Source organism: Aeromonas bestiarum (assembly GCF_028751155.1).
In the GTDB taxonomy this organism is placed as follows: domain Bacteria; phylum Pseudomonadota; class Gammaproteobacteria; order Enterobacterales; family Aeromonadaceae; genus Aeromonas; species Aeromonas bestiarum.
This window is the reverse complement of record NZ_CP064746.1, coordinates 4,542,717-4,559,494: the sequence shown is the minus strand read 5'-3', so window position 1 is coordinate 4,559,494 and position 16,778 is coordinate 4,542,717. Positions and strand designations below refer to the sequence as shown.

The 16,778-nt window shown below is 59.1% G+C and carries 16 protein-coding genes; 11 read left to right on the top strand and 5 right to left on the bottom strand.

The features are described from left to right. The first annotated feature begins 24 nt into the window (after positions 1-24). The 3 genes from rpmE (at position 25) to IU367_RS21130 (ending at position 3,228) form a co-directional block, all read left to right on the top strand. Positions 25-240 (top strand): 50S ribosomal protein L31, encoded by a 216-nt coding sequence (gene rpmE, locus IU367_RS21140; RefSeq protein WP_033129027.1) that lies wholly within the window; start codon positions 25-27, stop codon positions 238-240. A 116-nt stretch (positions 241-356) separates the two neighbouring features. Next, positions 357-1,790: a DUF2867 domain-containing protein gene (locus IU367_RS21135; protein WP_274453012.1), complete on the top strand. Its 1,434-nt coding sequence runs from the start codon at positions 357-359 to the stop codon at positions 1,788-1,790. 181 nt (positions 1,791-1,971) lie between these two features. Then, positions 1,972-3,228 carry a malic enzyme-like NAD(P)-binding protein gene (locus tag IU367_RS21130; RefSeq protein WP_098981464.1) on the top strand — a complete coding sequence of 419 codons (1,257 nt, stop codon included), beginning with the start codon at positions 1,972-1,974 and terminating at the stop codon, positions 3,226-3,228. A gap of 76 nt (positions 3,229-3,304) precedes the next feature. Here IU367_RS21130 and IU367_RS21125 read toward each other — a convergent pair whose 3' ends face one another. The 4 genes from IU367_RS21125 to trmA form a co-directional block, all read right to left on the bottom strand. Further along, complete coding sequence (locus IU367_RS21125; protein WP_021138483.1) at positions 3,305-3,487, bottom strand: hypothetical protein; 183 nt, start codon at positions 3,485-3,487, stop codon at positions 3,305-3,307. A gap of 54 nt (positions 3,488-3,541) precedes the next feature. Next, positions 3,542-4,867: a two-component system sensor histidine kinase RstB gene (gene rstB / locus IU367_RS21120; RefSeq protein WP_098981468.1), complete on the bottom strand. Its 1,326-nt coding sequence runs from the start codon at positions 4,865-4,867 to the stop codon at positions 3,542-3,544. A gap of 85 nt (positions 4,868-4,952) precedes the next feature. After that, on the bottom strand, positions 4,953-5,660 hold the full coding sequence (rstA, locus tag IU367_RS21115; RefSeq protein ID WP_172955244.1) for a two-component system response regulator RstA: 708 nt from the start codon (positions 5,658-5,660) through the stop codon (positions 4,953-4,955). A gap of 269 nt (positions 5,661-5,929) precedes the next feature. Beyond that, complete coding sequence (gene trmA / locus IU367_RS21110) at positions 5,930-7,063, bottom strand: tRNA (uridine(54)-C5)-methyltransferase TrmA (protein WP_098981472.1); 1,134 nt, start codon at positions 7,061-7,063, stop codon at positions 5,930-5,932. A 171-nt stretch (positions 7,064-7,234) separates the two neighbouring features. On the opposite strand from trmA, the gene IU367_RS21105 reads away from it, so the two are divergent. The 8 genes from IU367_RS21105 to IU367_RS21070 all read left to right on the top strand — a co-directional run bounded on the left by IU367_RS21105 (position 7,235) and on the right by IU367_RS21070 (position 14,730). Further along, positions 7,235-8,377, top strand: coding sequence for a DUF5610 domain-containing protein (locus IU367_RS21105; protein WP_274453011.1), 1,143 nt, complete (start codon positions 7,235-7,237; stop codon positions 8,375-8,377). 90 nt (positions 8,378-8,467) lie between these two features. Next, positions 8,468-9,001 carry an ATP--cob(I)alamin adenosyltransferase gene (locus IU367_RS21100; RefSeq protein ID WP_274453010.1) on the top strand — a complete coding sequence of 178 codons (534 nt, stop codon included), beginning with the start codon at positions 8,468-8,470 and terminating at the stop codon, positions 8,999-9,001. Positions 9,002-9,100: 99 nt separating this feature from the next. Next, positions 9,101-10,783, top strand: coding sequence for an HAD-IIIC family phosphatase (locus tag IU367_RS21095; protein WP_274453009.1), 1,683 nt, complete (start codon positions 9,101-9,103; stop codon positions 10,781-10,783). Further along, positions 10,776-11,000 carry an acyl carrier protein gene (locus tag IU367_RS21090; RefSeq protein WP_274453008.1) on the top strand — a complete coding sequence of 75 codons (225 nt, stop codon included), beginning with the start codon at positions 10,776-10,778 and terminating at the stop codon, positions 10,998-11,000. Before IU367_RS21095 ends, IU367_RS21090 begins: the two co-directional genes overlap by 8 nt. Next, entirely contained in the window at positions 10,997-11,758 is a 762-nt protein-coding gene (locus IU367_RS21085) for an AAC(3) family N-acetyltransferase (protein WP_274453007.1), read from the top strand. Before IU367_RS21090 ends, IU367_RS21085 begins: the two co-directional genes overlap by 4 nt. Continuing rightward, positions 11,748-12,080: a VOC family protein gene (locus tag IU367_RS21080; RefSeq protein WP_274453006.1), complete on the top strand. Its 333-nt coding sequence runs from the start codon at positions 11,748-11,750 to the stop codon at positions 12,078-12,080. The genes IU367_RS21085 and IU367_RS21080 overlap by 11 nt, the downstream gene beginning before the upstream one ends. A gap of 40 nt (positions 12,081-12,120) precedes the next feature. Further along, positions 12,121-13,482, top strand: coding sequence for a DUF4910 domain-containing protein (locus IU367_RS21075; protein ID WP_274453005.1), 1,362 nt, complete (start codon positions 12,121-12,123; stop codon positions 13,480-13,482). Positions 13,483-13,614: 132 nt separating this feature from the next. Beyond that, positions 13,615-14,730, top strand: coding sequence for a class I SAM-dependent methyltransferase (locus IU367_RS21070; protein WP_274453004.1), 1,116 nt, complete (start codon positions 13,615-13,617; stop codon positions 14,728-14,730). A gap of 217 nt (positions 14,731-14,947) precedes the next feature. On the opposite strand, the gene malZ is transcribed toward IU367_RS21070, so the two are convergent. Next, complete coding sequence (gene malZ, locus IU367_RS21065) at positions 14,948-16,777, bottom strand: maltodextrin glucosidase (RefSeq protein WP_274453003.1); 1,830 nt, start codon at positions 16,775-16,777, stop codon at positions 14,948-14,950. Position 16,778 lies beyond the last annotated feature (1 nt).

Genomic DNA, 16,778 nt, shown 5'->3' with positions numbered 1-16,778 from the left:
CACGGCCTATTATCGAGGTTGTCCATGAAAGCTAATATCCATCCCGAGTACGTCGCCATCACCTGCAAATGCTCTTGCGGTAACGTCATCAATACCTTCTCTACCCTGGGTAAAGATCTGAACCTGGACGTGTGCTCTGCATGCCACCCGTTCTATACCGGCAAGCAGAAAGAAGTTTCTAGCGGCGGCCGCGTAGACAAGTTCAACAAGCGTTTCGGTGGTCTGACTGCCAAGAAGTAATTCTACTTCTGAAGAATTCTGAAAAAGGCGCCCATCGGGCGCCTTTTTTATTGCGTGGCGTTCTGTATTGAAGCGGTTTGCCCTATGGTGTTGGCTCACTCATGGGAGAAAAACAGATGCGCACATGTCTGGTGATGGGAGCGGCAGGATATATAGGGTCTTACCTGGTGCCCCACCTGCAAGGGCTGGGTTATCGGGTGATCGCCGGGGCTCGTCGTCCCTGCCGTCTGCCGCCGGGCGTGGAGTTTCGTCTCGCCGACAGCCTCAAGCCCATTACCCTGCTACCCGCGCTGGCGGGCATAGACACCGTCTTCTATCTGGTGCACGCAATGGGGGCCGGCGCCGATTTTCACCGGCTGGAGCAGCAGGGGGTGAAGAACTTCGCCGCCGCCGCCCGCGCCGCCGGGGTGCGCCGCATCATCTATCTGGGGGCCATCCAGCCCGAGCGCTGCAATAGCCGTCACCTCAACTCCCGCCGCCATTGTGGCGAGCTGTTTCGCGAGGCGGGCGTGCCGACGGTGGAACTGCGCTCCGGCATCATCATAGGGCCGGGTTCGGCCGCCTTCGAGGTGATGCGGGATCTGGTGTTCAACCTGCCCATGATGGTCACGCCCAAGTGGGTGCGCTCCCGCACGCCACCCATAGCGCTCTCCAACCTGCTGCACTACCTCGGCAGGCTGGTGGAGGTCGAGGGGGTGGATGGCCGGGTGCTCAACGCCGTCGGCCCCGAGTTGCTCAGCTATCAGCAGCAGTTGCAGAAGTTCGCCGCCCATATAGGCAAGCGCTGTCCCATCATCCCCATCCCGTTTCTGAGCCCCCGTCTCTCCGCCTGGTGGCTGCAATTCGTCACGTCTGTGCCGCAACCCGTGGCCAAGGCGCTGGTGGGCGGCCTCAAGCACGACATCCCGGCCGATGACGGCCCGCTGCGGGCCCTGCTGCCGCAAACCCTGCTCAGCTTCGACGAGGCGCTCGGGGAGAGCCTGGCGCTGGAGCAGAAGCTGGGGGCCGAGCAGCAGGGGCAGGAGACGCCGCTGGGGCTGCGCTGGCGCCACCCCGAGTACGGCTTCTATGACCGCACCGCCAGCGGGGAGGCCATCTGTCTCGCCGCGCCCGAGGTGGTGTGGCAGGTGTTGCAGCAGCTGGGGGGCGAGCAGCGCTACTTCTACATGAACGAGCTGTGGGTGGTGCGCGAATGGATGGATCACCTGATCGGCGGCCCGGCCCGCACCCGTGGCCGCACCAACCCGGATCGCTTCGTGAAGGGGGATATGCTGGACTCCTGGCAGATCCTCGGGGTCGACGAGGGGCGCAGGCTGGATCTGCTGTTCAACATGAAGGCCCCCGGAGTGGGGCGGCTGGAGTTCAACATACTGCCGGAGGAGTCCGGCCTGACCCGCATCAAGGTGACGGCCCACTGGCATCCCCAGGGGGCCTGGGGACTGGCCTACTGGCTCGCCATGCTGCCGTTTCATCTCTTCATCTTCCAGGGGATGACGGAGGCCATCGCCAGGCAGGCGGAGGCGAAAGCGGGCATCCCTGTGATGGGGTGAAACCATATCTATAACTAAATAGGTATTGGTGGTTGGCATGACATGCTAATTACTGGCTTGTCAGTGGTGGCGAGGCGATACTTTCCTCTGTGAAAGCCCGATGGTTTTCTTTATGATCCCCAGCCCTCGCCCGCTGGCGAGCCAATGCACCACTCCATTCACTTCCGTATCGGGGTCCCCCATGTCCGATCTGCGTCACGATCTTCGTCAACAAGCACTCGATTACCATGCCCAGCCCGTGCCGGGCAAGATTACCATCGCCCTCACCAAGCCCGCCGAGACAGCCCACGATCTGGCGCTGGCCTACAGCCCGGGTGTGGCCGAGCCGGTGCGCGAGATCGCCGCCAATCCCGATGATGCCTACCGCTACACCGGCAAGGGCAACCTGGTGGCCGTCATCTCCAACGGTACCGCCATCCTGGGGCTGGGCAATCTGGGCCCGCTGGCGTCCAAGCCGGTGATGGAGGGCAAGGCCCTGCTGTTCAAGTGCTTCGCCGGCATAGACGCCATCGACATAGAGGTGAAGCACGAGACCAGCCAGCAGTTCATCGACACAGTGGCGGCCATCGCCGACACCTTCGGTGGCATCAACCTGGAAGACATCAAGGCGCCCGAGTGCTTCGAGATCGAGCAGGCGCTGATCGCCCGCTGCGACATCCCGGTATTCCATGATGACCAGCACGGTACCGCCATCGTCACCGCCGCCGGTCTGCTCAATGCGCTGGAAGTGCAGGGCAAGCGCATCGAACAGAGCCGCATCGTCTGCATGGGGGCCGGGGCTGCCGCCACCGCCTGCATGGACCTGCTGATCAAGTGCGGCGCCGCGCCACACAACATCTTCATGCTCGATCGCCAGGGGGTGATCCACACAGGCCGCACCGATCTCAACCAGTACAAGCAGCGCTTCGCCAACGACACGCCGCTGCGCACCCTGATGGATGTCATTGAAGGGGCGGATGTGTTTGTCGGCGTCTCCGGTCCGGACGTATTGCCTCCGGAGGCTGTGGCCCTGATGGCCCCCAACCCGGTGATCTTCGCCTGCTCCAACCCGGACCCGGAGATCAAGCCATCCCTGGCCCACGCGGTGCGGGGCGATCTCATCATGGGCACGGGTCGCTCGGATTATCCGAACCAGATCAACAACGTGCTCTGTTTCCCCTTCATCTTCCGCGGCGCGCTGGACGCCCGCGCCAGCCGCATCAACGATGCCATGAAGATAGCCGCGGTGGAGGCGATCCGCGGTCTGGTCAAGGAGCCGGTGCCGGCCGAGGTGCTGACCGCCGCCGGGGTGAGCGCGCTTTCCTTCGGCAAGGATTACGTCATTCCCAAGCCGATGGATGCCCGCCTGCTGCCACGGGTGGCCCGCGCCGTGGCGCTGGCGGCGGTAGCTTCCGGCGTGGCGCGCATCGCGCTGCCGGCAGATTACATGCTGAAATAAACTGGCGGTACCATACCGACCACGACAGAAGGGGCCCCTGGGGGCCCCTTTTCATTACGGGAAGCTTGAGACGTCTTTATTTGGTCTTGGGAGCGACCTTGACGGCCGGTGCCTTGGCATGAGTCGCCTTGTGGTGCTTTTTCACCACCTTGGTCTGGGTCGCCTGGGGAGCGGCGGCCTTGGTGGGGGTGGCTGCCATGGTGAAGCCGGAGGTCAGGGCGAAGACAGCGGCCAGGCTCAGGGGGATCAGCTTGTTCATATTCCAGTTCCTCATTCGGGTTGATGACATGGAGCGTTTCTCCATGACTTCATCCTAGGGCCGTTCCGATGGCGGTTCAGTGAGTGGCTGGTGACGGTTTGTATCCAAATGTACGGGCAGCTTCAGGCAGAAGCGGGCACCGCTGCTGCTCGGCAGCAACTGCACCTCGCCACCGTGGTGGCGGGCTATGCTGCGCACTATGGCGAGGCCGAGGCCGGCGCCGCCGGTACGGCGATCCCGGCTCTGATCCAGGCGCACGAAGGGCTCGAAGATCTGGGGCGCCAGCGCAGGGTCTATGCCGGGGCCGTCGTCGGCCACCTCCAGCAGATAGTGATCCTGCTGCTGGCTCATGGCGAGGGTCACCCGGCTGGTGGCGTGGCGCAGGGCATTGCCGATGAGGTTCTCCAGCGCCCGGTCCAGTAGGCGGGTATCGCCGCGCCAGGGCAGGGGATTGGCGGGGTGACTGAATTCGAGCCGGGTTTGTGGCCGCAGCGCCTGCCAGTCTGGGAGACGGCTGCCGGCCCAGCCGGCCAGCTCCAGCTCGCTGCATTGCAGTGGCAGCTCGGGGCGATCGAGCCTGGCGTAGGTGAGCATCTCCTCGATGAGGGCGTCCAGTGCCCCCAGATCGCGATCCAGCCCCTGTTGTTCCTCTGCCGATGGCTGCGGGTCCAGCATGGCGAGCCGGTAGCGCAACCGCACCAGGGGGGTGCGCAGCTCGTGGGCGATGGCATCGGTCAGCTGCTTGCGACTGGCCAGCATGGCTTGCAATTGCTCCGTCATCTGATCGAAGGTGCGTCCCACCCGGCCCAGGCTGCTGCCGGCAGGCAGGCCGGTGCGGCTGGAGAGATCCCCATCGCCGACCCGGCGGGCCGTCTGTTCGAGCCGCTGCAAGCCGCGCCAGTGCGGGCGCAGCCAGAGCAGGATCGGCAGACCCAGCGAGAGACCTATGGCCAGCAACAGCCCCACATCGACCCAGTGCAGCTCGTGCAGGTAGGAGAGGTAGGGGACGGGGCCGACGATCAGCACCTGATCCGTCTCCGGGATGCGCTGCAGGAAGGTGTCATCCTCCTCGACTATGACTATGTTGCCCGCCTCGAGAAAGGCCTGATCCTCCTTGGCCAGCGGCTGGTTGGCGAGGGCGCCTATCTGCAGCGGCAGGGTAAGCTGGCGGCTCTGCTCCGCCATGCGTGCGGGCCAGTGTTCCGGCGGCAGGCGGGCCAGTTCGCCGGTGAGCAGGCCGAGGGAGCCTTGCATCATCCGCTCCAGATAGCGGTCACCCGCCCGCTCGGCACTGACCTGATAGACGATGCCGACCAGCAGTATGGCCAGGGTGAAACAGCCGATCAGCAGCAGGTAGAACTGGATAAACAGGCGGCGCATGGGATCTTTCCTCTTTCCTGGATTGCGTCCGGGCGTTGCGTCTTTGCCCCCTCATCCCCCGCATGGAGAGAAGGGAGCATCAACCTCATTCCCAGGCGTGGGGCACCAGCAGATACCCCTTCTGGCGCACCGTCTTGATGCGGGTCGGGTTGTTGCTGTCATCTCCCAGCTTGCGGCGCAGGCGGGAGATGGCCACATCCATGCTGCGGTCCTGGCCATCGTAGTCGCGGCCACGCAGGCTGCGAAACAGCGCCTCCCGTCCCAGGATCTGGCCCGCATGGCAGGCCAGCTCCCACAAGAGGTCAAAATCGGCGGTGGAGAGGGGGATGCTGTCGCCATCGAGGCGCACATCCCGACCCGGCCCGTCGATCTGCAGGCGGCCGAACTGCAGGCGCTGGGGCGGCGTACTGGCCACGGCTGCTTGCGGTGCCTGTCCCTGCTGGCGGAACTGGACCCGCAACCTGGCCAGCAGCACGGGGGGCGGCGTTGTCTTGAGGATGTAGTCGTTGGCACCCAGCTCCAGGCTGAGGATCTGGTTCATGTCGCTGTCGAGTGAGGTGAGCATGACGATGGGGCCCTTGAAGCGCGGACGCAGATCCCGGCACAGGGAGAGGCCGTCCTGCCCCGGCAGCATGATGTCGAGCAGCACCAGGTCGGGCTGCTCGGCCAGGGCCCTGGCCAGCGCTAGGTCGCCTCTGGGTTCCAGCAGCACCTCCATGTCGTGGCGGGCAAGCCAGCTGCTGATGAGTTGGCCTATTTCGGGATCATCTTCAACAAAAAGAATGCGTTGCATTGTGGCATGACACCCAGGCTGTGGCGCGGATGCGCGTGCCGCCAGCATAACGGCTCCCGGCCCGGCATGCACTGGGATAAATAATCAAACAGGGCCCGCGGGCCCTGTCGTCATTCTGGTTGTGGAGACGGCTCGAATTCAGCCTGCTTGACGTCTCAAATAACCCCACCGGTTTCCATGTGATGGGCCCGGGGAGCTGGCCGGATTAGCCAGCCTTGCGCTTGAGATAGACCCCGGCTTCCATGTGATGGACCGGGGAGCTGGTCGGATTAGCCAGCCTTGCGCTTGAGATAGACGCCGGCTTCCATATGGTGGGTCCAGGGGAACTGATCGAACAGGGCGAAGCGGGCGATCTCGTGGGTTTCGCCCAGTACGGCCATGTTGGCCTGCAGTGTCTCTGGGTTGCAGGAGATGTAGAGGATGTTGTCGTACTCCTGTACCAGCCGGACTGTGGCGTCGTCGAGACCGGCGCGGGGCGGGTCGACGAAGATGGTGTTGCACTGGTAGGCGCCCAGATCGACCCCCTTGAGGCGGTTGAACTCCCGCTCGCCGCGCATCGCCATGGTGAACTCCTCGGCTGACATGCGCAGTATGATCAGGTTGTCGACGCCGTTGGCGGCGATGTTGAACTGGGCTGAGTCCACGCTCGGCTTGGCGATCTCGGTGGCCAGCACCTTGCGGAAATTCTGGGCCAGGGCGATGGAGAAGTTGCCGTTGCCGCAGTAGAGCTCCAGCAGGTCACCCTCGCTGCCTTTGGTCACGTCCAGCGCCCAGCCCAGCATCTGCTCGTTGATGGCGGCGTTGGGCTGGGTGAAGCTGTTCTCCACCTGCTTGTAGAGCAGCTCGCGGCCCTGGACCGTCAGCCGCTCGATGACGAACTCCTCCCCCAGGCAGATCTTCTGCTTGTGGGCGCGGCCAATCAGTTGCAGCTCGAACCCCTGGGCCCGCAGGTCGGCCTGCAGTGCCTCGGCGGCTTGCTGCCACTCGCTTTCGAGCTTGCGATGGTAGAGCAGGCTGACACAGATCTGGCCGGACTGGGTAGAGAGGTAGTCTATCTGGAACAGCTTGCGACGCAGCACCGGGTGCGGGCGCAGCCCCTCCAGCAGCACCGGCATCAGCTGGTTGATGAGGCGGCTGGCGGTGGGGAACTGGTCGACCCGGATGATCTCCTTGGTGGCCGGCGCATACATGCAGTGGAACAGGTCATCCCCTTCATGCCAGATGCGGAACTCGGCGCGCATCCGGTAGTGTTCGGCGGGGGAGGCGTGCACTTCCAGCGCAGGCAGGGTGAAGTCGGCGAACAGCCCGTTGAGGCGCTCGCGCTTCGCGTCGAGCTGGGCCTGGTAGTCGGCGGGAGTCCGCAGGGCCTGGGAGTCGGCGCCAGCTTGCTGGATTTGGGTCATGATATACCTCACATGCACACCGGCAGGGCCGGGTCGAAATCGGGGGAAGGCAACGGGCCACCCAAAGGGTGTGGATTTTAAAAGGCCGTTGCAGATTGTCCAGTATTTTGTGGTCAAGAAGTGTTCAGTCAGGCCGATACCTGATCTACAGGCATGGTGGGAGGACACATTATGCAAATCGACGGCGTGGGCTCAGCCCAATCCAAGGGAGTGGGCGTTTCGCCCAAGGCACCCCAACAGGTACAAGAGAAGCAGATCAGCAACGCAGAGGAAGTCTCTCTGCACAAGCCGCCCAAGTGGGCTCAGGTGCTGGTGCAGCAGGCGTTGCAGTTTGCGCTGGAGATAAACGGTCAGGGTTATCAGGCACCCAAGGCACAGGAACCCGAGGAGATAACCCCGGAGACCCTGTTCGACTTCCAGTCGGTAGCGGACAACGTGCTGCAGTTCGTCACCGGACGGCTGGGCGCCGCCCGTGCGGACGGCAAGTCCGATGACGACCTGACCGGCATGATGGAGCAGGCCCGCAAGGGGGTGGACAAGGGCTTCGGCGACGCCAGGAAGCAGCTGGGCAAGTGGGCCACCGATAACGAAGACATCAAGACCGGTATCGATCAGAGCTACAAGCTGATCCAGAAGGGGCTCGACGAGTTCGAGAAGGAGTTCTTCGGCAAGGTCTCCTCCACCGACATGGGGCAGGCCGAGATGGCCAGTCGCCAGCAGGGCTCGCTGGAGATCCAGACCAAGGATGGCGACAAGGTGGTGCTGCGCTTCAATGACAGCTGGCAGACCAAGTCCCAGAAAGATGACAGCGGCAGCCAGTTCAGCCTCAAGTCGAGCCAGAGCTTCAGCTTCTCGCTGGAGGGGGATCTCAGCAGCGAGGAGATGGACTCCATCGGCAAGCTGGTCAAGGGGATCGACGATCTGGCGGGGAATTTCTTCTCCGGCAACTTCGAGGATCTGCTGAAGAAGGCGGGTGACCTGCAACTGGATGACAGCCAGCTCGCCTCCTACTCCCTCAAGCTCAAGCAGAGCGTCAAGCTGAGCCAGACCTACCAGGGAGCCCATTCGCTGCAGGAGATGCTCAAGCCGCTGGCGGACTATCTGCCCAAGCTCGATCAGGTGCAGCAACAGGCGGATGCCCTGCTGCCGGAATCGCAGCAGCAGGCGCTGACCCCCGCGGTGCTGGCGGCCCGCGGCCAGAGTGAACCGGCTCAGGTCAACAGCTTCACCAGCTTCAACCAGCGGATGCTGGAGGCGCTGCGAATGATAGGCCAGTTCCAGCCTGCGACCGAGCCTGCCAGCAGGAGCGTCTGAGTCAGCATCGCCCGGCTCAAGCCATAAGCTGCCGTTTGCCAGCTCCCCCGGGGGCTGGCAAACTGGCTCTTTTCCCAATCCGGCTACCTTATGAACCCCAAGAAGCCCAGAGACAAGCGCGAGCTCTGCTACCCCTTCATCTTCGAAACCCAGTTCCAGTGTGATTACGAGATCGCCACCGATGAGCTTTGCTGTCAGGTGGGGGCCGTACTCGCCCAGTTGCCAGTGGCAGAGGGAACCCGGGAGGTGGTGGCCGATCTGGGGGCCTTGCAGCGGCTCATCTACAACCTCAACGGTTCGGTACGGGGCAAGCTCGGTATTTTTGAAGAGGATCTGGCGTGGTTGAAAACGCGGTATGACCACTACAACGAGGCGAGCCGCGGCCGGGTCACGGGTTTTGTCTTGCCCCAGGGGCCCCAGCCCATCCCCACATTGCACCTGTGCCGCTGCGGCAGCAAGAAGGTGGTGCGTCTGCTGGTGCGCCTCGAGGAGAGCGGCGTCCGCTTCGATCCCATCCTCTATCGCTTCGCCAACCTGCTGGCCAACTTCTTCTTCGTGCTGACCGTCTACCTCAAGCAGCTGTGGCGGGTGGAAGAGGTGCCCTACGTCAGCATCAATTACTGACCAAGTAGCTGAAAAAGCTTTTATTTTTCGGGAACATCAAAGACGATCCAGCCATGCCGTTGCAATCTGGATGGCGCCGATAGCGGAGCGGGGGAAGACATGACGACGATTCATCTCAGTGGCAGTTCATTCTTGATGCCGGGCAACCTGGCCTGGCGGTCGCTGGCTGCCTACGGCGAGGTGCAAGTCGCACCCCATGGGCAGTGGCTGCAAACCTTGATGACTCCAGCCGAAGAGGTCGCCACCCAGACTCACATCATCATCTGGTTGTGGGAAGATTTGGTGCCGGCACAGACGCTGGTCGCGTGGAGCGGTTTGGCACAAGAGGCGCGGCAGCTGGCCGTGGCCGCCTTCGTCGCATCACTCTGCCAGCCCCTGCAACAGCGTCTGCAGCGTCGGCCGCAGGACCATCTGCTGGTCGGGGTCTGCAGCCGTTCCCCTGCCTCCGTATTTGGCGCGGCGCCCTCCGCGCTTGCCTGTCTGGCCGGTGAATTTGAGCGTCAGCTTGCCCATTTGCGGCAGCAGTATTCCGGCTTGGATGACCTGCACCTGCCGCTCTGGTTGCAACAGCAGGGTCGCCACCACTGTTTCGACAGCCGCAATTACTACCTGATGTCCTGCCCCTTCTCCATGGCCGGGTTGGCCAGTCTGGCGCAGTGGATTGCCCCCTTGCTGCAGCGGTTGCACAGGCCAGCTCACAAGGTGCTGGTGCTCGATTGCGACAATACCCTCTGGGGTGGCGTTGTGGGCGAAGATGGCGTGGGTGGCGTCCTGCTGGGGCAGGATGGGGTGGGGCGTCTCTATCAGGCTTTCCAGCAGGCCGCCTGCTACTGGCACGGGCAGGGCGTCATATTGGCGCTCTGTTCCAAGAATCTGGCCGACGATGTGTGGCGGTTGTTCGATCAGCACCAGGGCATGGTGCTTGAGCGCCGGCACATAGCCGCGGCCGAGATTGGCTGGGAGCCCAAGTCCGCCGGCCTGCGGCGCTTGGCTGCGCGGCTCAATGTGGGGCTGGACAGCCTGGTGTTCTGGGATGACAGCGAGCTGGAGCGTGCCGAGGTGCGTGCCAATTGCCCTGAGGCCACCGTCATCACGCCCCCCGCCGAGCTTTGGGGCTGGCCTGATGCATTGATGACGCTCGCCGAGCTGCAGAGCCGCCACCAGAGCCATGATGACAGCTTGCGCCAGGGTTCCTATCTGGCACAGGCAGAGGCGAATGCGGTGCGCCAGCAACTGGGCGACGAACACGCCTTCTTGCAACAGTTGGGGCTACGAGCGAGCTGGCAACCGCTCTCCTCAAGCAATCAGCTGCGGGCCGAGCAGCTGAGCCAGAAGACCAACCAGTTCAATCTCTCCGCCCGGCGTTATCAGGCGGGTGAACTGGCACAGCTTGCCAGTACGCAGGGTGAGGTCTGGCTGGCATCACTGCAGGACAAGTTTGCCGATCACGGCATGACGGCCCTGTTGGTGGTGCGTCCACTCGATGGGGGAAAGGCGCTGCTGGATACCCTGGCCATCAGCTGTCGGGTGCTGGGGCGAGGCTTTGAATACTGGCTGCTGGCGCAACTGGCTGCCCGACTGATGGCAAAAGGCGTTGACCAACTGGTGATAAGCCTGGTACCCACGGATCGCAACCAGCCGGCACGGGTCTTTCTGGCGAATCTGCCAACCCGGCCGATAACCACTCCAGCGGGATTGGTGCCGCTGACGGACGAGGTGTTCCTCAGTCTAGATCTATCCTCTATTTCTCTCCCGTTTTTGGAGTTTTATGCCAATGAATGATCTTATCGCACTGGTATGTCAGCAATTCCCCCAGGCCTGCGTCAACGAACAGTCAGCCCTAGGCAGTTTTCCCGAATGGGACTCCCTGGGTCACTTCAATCTGCTGTTGCTCATCGAGCAGCACTATGCAGTGCGGTTCGAGCCGAACGAGCTGGTCGAATTGAAGAGTCTGGCCGATATCCGACAGGCTCTGCTGCGCAAAGGAGTTGCCGTGTGAAGCAGGCTCTCGAACAGGCTCTGACCGAGCTGGGGATCCCCAGAGGCGGGGCTCTGATGGTGCACTCGGATGCCATGGTCGTGGCCCAGTTTCCCGGTATGGGCAATGTCCAAGGGATCGCTGCCTTCTGGATGCACCTAGAGCAGTGGCTAGCGGGGCACCTGCTGGTGCCAACCTTCACCTATAGCCCCATGGCGGGCGAGTGCTTTGATCCGGTCCTCACCCCGAGCAAGGTGGGGCTGATGACGGAGGTATTTCGGCAGCGCGAAGGGGTGGTGCGCACACTGGATCCCATCTTCAGCATGGCGATCAGCGGTCCGCAGGGACCTGCGCTGGTGGCCCGGGAGTGCCAGGACTGCTTCGGTCAGGATAGCCCGTTTGGCTGGCTGGCGGAGCAGGAGGGTTGGCTGATGGGGCTTGGTTGCCTCCCTAGTACCACTTTTACTCACTATGTAGAGCAGCGATTGGTCGTATCCTATCGCTATCACAAGGCGTTTGCAGGCCAGGTGCGAGTAGACGGGCGCTTGCGGGAGTGGCGGGCCGACTATTACGTGCGCGACCTAACGCTGGCCAGCGAGATCGACCTCTCCCGGCTGGTGGCCTTGTTGCAGGAACGGGGTGTCTGGCGCCAAGCGCTTTGCCAGCGGGTGCCGGTCTGGGCTGTCTCGTGCCACGACTTTATGATGGCAGCCGGCGAGTTGCTGGCGGTAGCGCCATATGCCCTGATCCGGGCGGGAGGAGAGCCCCATGCAGTTTGATCACATCGGACTGGTGGTGCCGGACCTTGCCTGCAGGGAGGCCTATTGCCGTGAGGTGTTGGGGCTGAGCCGCTTCTCGATGGTGGTGGAAGAGCCGCAGCAGCAGCTCGTGTATGACGAGCATGGTCGGTGTTACGAATTGGTCGCCCCAGCAGGTGAGGAGAGCCCGGTGGTCCTGCTACTCAAGACTCGGTGCAACGTCATCAACTACATGGCCTGTCGGGTGGTCTGCAAGCAGGAGATCGCCCCCCGATTGCGGGAACTGCGCCACCTTCCCTTGGACCCTGCCAGTCGGGCTGTGCCCATATCTAATTTTACTTGAGCCCTTTTGGGAATATTGTTGAGTTGCTTGAGGAGACCTAATGATATCTAAAAATAATATTGGTTATCTGCCTACAGACTGGGATGATCAGACTCAACTTGGCGAGCAACTACATCGTTTATTGACCCTGTTATTTCCACTTAATCGCAGTTTGACTGGTGATGGTGTGAGGAAAACATTAGCTCTGTTTCGTGAGCATTGTTTATCTGAATTGCAGATCCATGAAGTCGCTAGTGGCAGTACATTCTTCGATTGGACTGTGCCAGATGAATGGAATGTTCGAGAGGCTTATATCGTAGGTCCTGATGGACGTAAGGTTGTTGATTTCAATGATAGTAATTTGCATTTGGTTGGCTATTCAGAACCGGTACACTGTACTCTCTCTTTAGCCGAGTTACAGCCCCATTTGTATTCATTACCTGAGTTACCGGATGCAATCCCCTATGTCACTTCTTATTATCAGCGTCGTTGGGGCTTCTGTTTACCGCATAAAGTGCGAGAGGCGCTACCGGAGGGCGATTATGAAGTAGTGATCGATGCGAGTCTACAGCCGGGCTCACTCACCTATGCTGAGTGGGTGTTGCCAGGAGATAGCGAGCAGGAAATTTTGTTGTCTAGTTATGTTTGCCACCCTTCTATGGCCAACAACGAGCTGTCTGGCCCCTGTGTCGGTGTGTTCCTGATGGCTTGGCTCGCCTCCTTGCCAAAGCGCCGCTACAGCTATCGGTTAATGCTGGTTCCAGAGACGCTTGGAGCAATCGTTTATCTCTCCCGCCATTTGGAGCATCTAAAGCGTTATACTCTGGCTGGCTTTAATCTGACCTGCATGGGGGATGAGAGGTGTTACTCTTTCTTACCATCTCGGCAGGGGAATTCTTTAGCTGATCGTATTGGCCACCATGTTTTGAGTCACATGGCCCCTGACTATATGAAGTATAGCTATCTTGACCGAGGTTCTAATGAACGTCAGCTTTGTGCTCCTGGAATTGACTTGCCTGTCACGACTATAATGCGTAGCAAATATGGTTGTTATGCTGAATATCATACCTCGCTGGATGATCTGTCACTGGTCACTCCGATGGGGTTAGCGGGCAGTTTTTTGGCGCTGCGTCGAGCCATCGAATGCTTGGAGCTAGATCAATGCTACGAGGTGACGGTATTGGGGGAACCCCAGCTAGGTAAACGTGGCCTTTATCCAAACCTCTCGACTCGTGGCTCAGGTGAACATATTCGGGATATGATGAATTTGTTGGCTTATAGCGATGGTCATTTGACCTTATTCGAGATAAGCGAGATCATTAATGCCCCATTTTGGCGGGTCGAGCCACTTGCCAGATTATTGCTTGAAGCAGGGGTGTTGTGTCGGCACAACCCTATTACTGATAATGTGCTTACAGAATAGAAATTACTAGGGATACATGGAGTTGGTTGGTGCAATAGAGAGTAAGCTTCAGCTCCTTATCGAATGTTGCACGTATTGTATGGCATGAAAATGTCACATTATCGACCTTAATTAATGCTTTAAGGAAAAATCATGAAATGTCCATATTGCTTTAGTGATAACACATTGGTCTTCCTTGAAAGAAAGATGCCGACTGTATTATCTGCGTATTCTGGTGATTTCCCCGTGAAAGTAGCAGAGATGCAGGTCAGTGCTTGCAAGGATTGCCTGGTTGGCTTTGCATCGAAGAAATTATCTTCGGAAGAGTTAACTGAAATATATGATAACTATTCATATATATCCCCGCTTAATAATATCGGTGTGACTAAATATGATGGAATGATTGATTCTATTATCAATCATTTCGGTGTAAATGATGAAATAATAGAAATTGGTTGTTCAGAAGGGTATCTTCTGAAGAAACTCAGAGATATTGGTTTTTCGAATGTGACAGGTATTGAACCTGGACCTCAGGCAGATAGTGCAAAGGCATTAGGACTTAATGTTGTAAAAGGTTATTTTGATGCCAGTCATGCTAAAAAGAAAATAGATGGCTACTATCTTATGCATGTATTCGAACATTTCGAAGACCCATTTTCAATTTTCAGATTAATGTCAGATTCGTTGAATGAGACAGGAAAGATTGTAATTGAGGTCCCAGATTTTGGTGGTTTTCATGTGCAGCATCTTTTCTATTATAATCTATATTTCATGAGGGTGTTATCTCGCGATAACAATTTAAAAATAATAGATTTTTTCATTGAAAATGCTAGCCTAAGAGTTGTCTTTGCAAAGCGTGAAAACGTTAAATATTGCGAGGTTGATGTAGCCTTAGACAAGGATAAATATATATCAAATTTGGTAAATATTAAAAGTCACTGTGAGTCATCTTGTAAGAGAGTCAATGATTTTCTCAGAGATAAAGATACGGTTTTTTGGTGGGGAGCTGGTTCTGCATCAGTTATCCTATTGAATGGAATAGAACAAGGAATTTTGGATAGCACCGAGATAATTGTTATTGATGGGGATAAAAATAAAGCTAACCTTACGATTCCTGGTGTGAATCTTAAAGTTAATTATTATGGCTGTATTAACAATGCACATATTAATGATTTGGTCATTGCATCAAGTTTCTATAAAGAGATATTTAATACAATAAGGCACAGTGGTATAACATATGACCATGTTGAAGTCTTTAGTGACGCCTAAAACTTAATGTCTTATGTATCCTACGGCAATTAGATATAATAAATGTAGTGGCATAATAGACGTAGTGTTATGAGTGGAAATTTTCGCTAGTATCAATGTATCGTCAAAAAGTGTACACATTATTATTGATATGGGTAGGTTTACAATAAATTGGAAAATAGTAGGAGTGGTTAGTAGCGGGAATACTCCCGCCTTTATTTTAGAGTATCTAATGTGCTCAGCTGGAGAGCAGCACCCTGGCCGAGTTGGCGGGAATGGTCAGTTGTACCTGTCCTTGCACCACTTCGTACTTGTCGCCGTTGAAGGCATCGGTGAAGCGGCTGGCGGGGCTGGCGGTCTGCCACAGGGGCAGCTTGATGGTGCGCGGTTCGGTCGGATGACGGTTGCAGGCCACCACCACCTGATCGCTTTGCAGGGTGCGGGCGAACACATAGCTGTGCGGGCCGGCGTAGAGGGTCTGGATGTCGCCACGGCGCAGGGCTGGCCGCTGCTTGCGGATCTGGATCAGCCGGCGGTAGTGATCGTGCAGCACGTGATCCCAGGCCGTGGTCTCCCAGGGGAAGCAGCGACGGCAATCCGGGTCATTGCCACCCGAGAGCCCCACCTCGTCACCGTAATAGATGGACGGCACGCCTATGTAGGTGAGCAGCAGGGTGGCAGCCAGGGTCATGCGCTGTTTGTCTTCGCCCAGCAGATGCAGGAAGCGGGCGGTATCGTGGCTGTCCAGCAGGTTGAACTGGGCCAGCTGGTTCTTGAACGGGATATGGGCCCGCGCCAGCTTGAGCCAGCGATCAAGCTCGTCGGCGCTGATCCTGATGGGGTGATAGGCGATGTCCTGCCCCGCCAGGAAGGCACGGATCGGGTGGGCGAAGCCATAGTAGTTCATGGCGCCATCCTCCTGATCCCCCTGCAGCCACTGGCTCGCCTCGAAGAAGTGCTCGCCGAGCACATAGGCGTCCGGGTTCTCCTGTTTCACCGCGCCGCGAATGGCGCGCACATGGCCGCGATTGCCCTCGGCCGTGCCCCGCTCTCCCAGCATGTGGATGACGTCGAAGCGCCAGCCGTCGATCTGATAGGGCGCGCGCATCCAGTAACGGAGGATGGCGTCGTCGGCCCGGTAGATGGCGTCCTGCACCTGTTCGCTGGCAAAGTCCAGCTTGGGCAGGCTGCGAATGCCCTTCCAGCTGACGTAGTCTCCTTCGTTGTCAAAGGTATAGAAGCTGCGCCACGGCGAGTCCGGGTTGCTCTGGGCCCCCTGTGGCGGGCAGAACCAGGGGTGCTGGGTCGAGGTGTGGTTGACCACGGCATCCAGGATGATCTTCATGCCGCGCTGGTGCAGGTAGCGGGTCAGCTCGGCGAACTGCGCGTTGCTGCCGAGGTGCGCATCCACTTTGAAGTAGTCCTGGATATCGTACTTGTGGTTGCTCGGCGAATCGAAGATGGGGTTGAGGTAGAGCGCCGTCACCCCGAGGGATTGCAGGTAATGCAGCTTGGCATCTATGCCCGCCAGGTCCCCGCCGTAAAATTCACAGGCGCCGTGCCCCTCTTCGTGACGGCTGACCGGCTCGCCCCACGCCTTGCTGATCACAGCCTTGCCTCTGTACTCATATTCGTGATGTTTGACGCTGAGCGAGGGATCGCCGTTGCAGAAGCGGTCGGGGAAGATCTGGTAGAACACCTGATCCTGCACCCAGGCTGGCGGTTGGTGCAGGCTGTTGAAGCGAAAATGCTGCTCCCTAGGTGGCATGGCCGGGCTGACGCCGGCGCCGTGCAACCACCACTGCTCCTCATCAGTCAGGCATTTGAAGCAGTAGAGGTGGATATCCTGCCCTTTGATCAGTGGCAATGTGGCTTGCCACACCTGTAACCTGTCCCTAGTGGAGACAGGCGTCATGGCCACCAGATACTCCTCGTTGTCCGGCTCGTGGCGCAGCCACACCTCGCGGATCGGGGCATCCAGCGCACTGAACAGGGTGAGTTGCAGGGTGTCGGCGCTCTCTTTGAACCAGGGCGCCACCTGGGGATGAAACAGAAATGGATGAGTCATG

Coding starts and splice junctions, on each gene's coding strand:
- IU367_RS21100 (WP_274453010.1), top strand. CDS start 8,468: ATGAACCCCAAGAAGCCCAGAGACAAGCGCGAGCTCTGCTACCCCTTC.
- IU367_RS21080 (WP_274453006.1), top strand. CDS start 11,748: ATGCAGTTTGATCACATCGGACTGGTGGTGCCGGACCTTGCCTGCAGG.
- IU367_RS21105 (WP_274453011.1), top strand. CDS start 7,235: ATGCAAATCGACGGCGTGGGCTCAGCCCAATCCAAGGGAGTGGGCGTT.
- IU367_RS21130 (WP_098981464.1), top strand. CDS start 1,972: ATGTCCGATCTGCGTCACGATCTTCGTCAACAAGCACTCGATTACCAT.
- IU367_RS21070 (WP_274453004.1), top strand. CDS start 13,615: ATGAAATGTCCATATTGCTTTAGTGATAACACATTGGTCTTCCTTGAA.
- rstB (WP_098981468.1), bottom strand. CDS start 4,867: ATGCGCCGCCTGTTTATCCAGTTCTACCTGCTGCTGATCGGCTGTTTC.
- IU367_RS21095 (WP_274453009.1), top strand. CDS start 9,101: ATGACGACGATTCATCTCAGTGGCAGTTCATTCTTGATGCCGGGCAAC.
- malZ (WP_274453003.1), bottom strand. CDS start 16,777: ATGACTCATCCATTTCTGTTTCATCCCCAGGTGGCGCCCTGGTTCAAA.
- IU367_RS21135 (WP_274453012.1), top strand. CDS start 357: ATGCGCACATGTCTGGTGATGGGAGCGGCAGGATATATAGGGTCTTAC.
- IU367_RS21075 (WP_274453005.1), top strand. CDS start 12,121: ATGATATCTAAAAATAATATTGGTTATCTGCCTACAGACTGGGATGAT.
- IU367_RS21090 (WP_274453008.1), top strand. CDS start 10,776: ATGAATGATCTTATCGCACTGGTATGTCAGCAATTCCCCCAGGCCTGC.
- trmA (WP_098981472.1), bottom strand. CDS start 7,063: ATGACCCAAATCCAGCAAGCTGGCGCCGACTCCCAGGCCCTGCGGACT.
- rstA (WP_172955244.1), bottom strand. CDS start 5,660: ATGCAACGCATTCTTTTTGTTGAAGATGATCCCGAAATAGGCCAACTC.
- IU367_RS21125 (WP_021138483.1), bottom strand. CDS start 3,487: ATGAACAAGCTGATCCCCCTGAGCCTGGCCGCTGTCTTCGCCCTGACC.
- rpmE (WP_033129027.1), top strand. CDS start 25: ATGAAAGCTAATATCCATCCCGAGTACGTCGCCATCACCTGCAAATGC.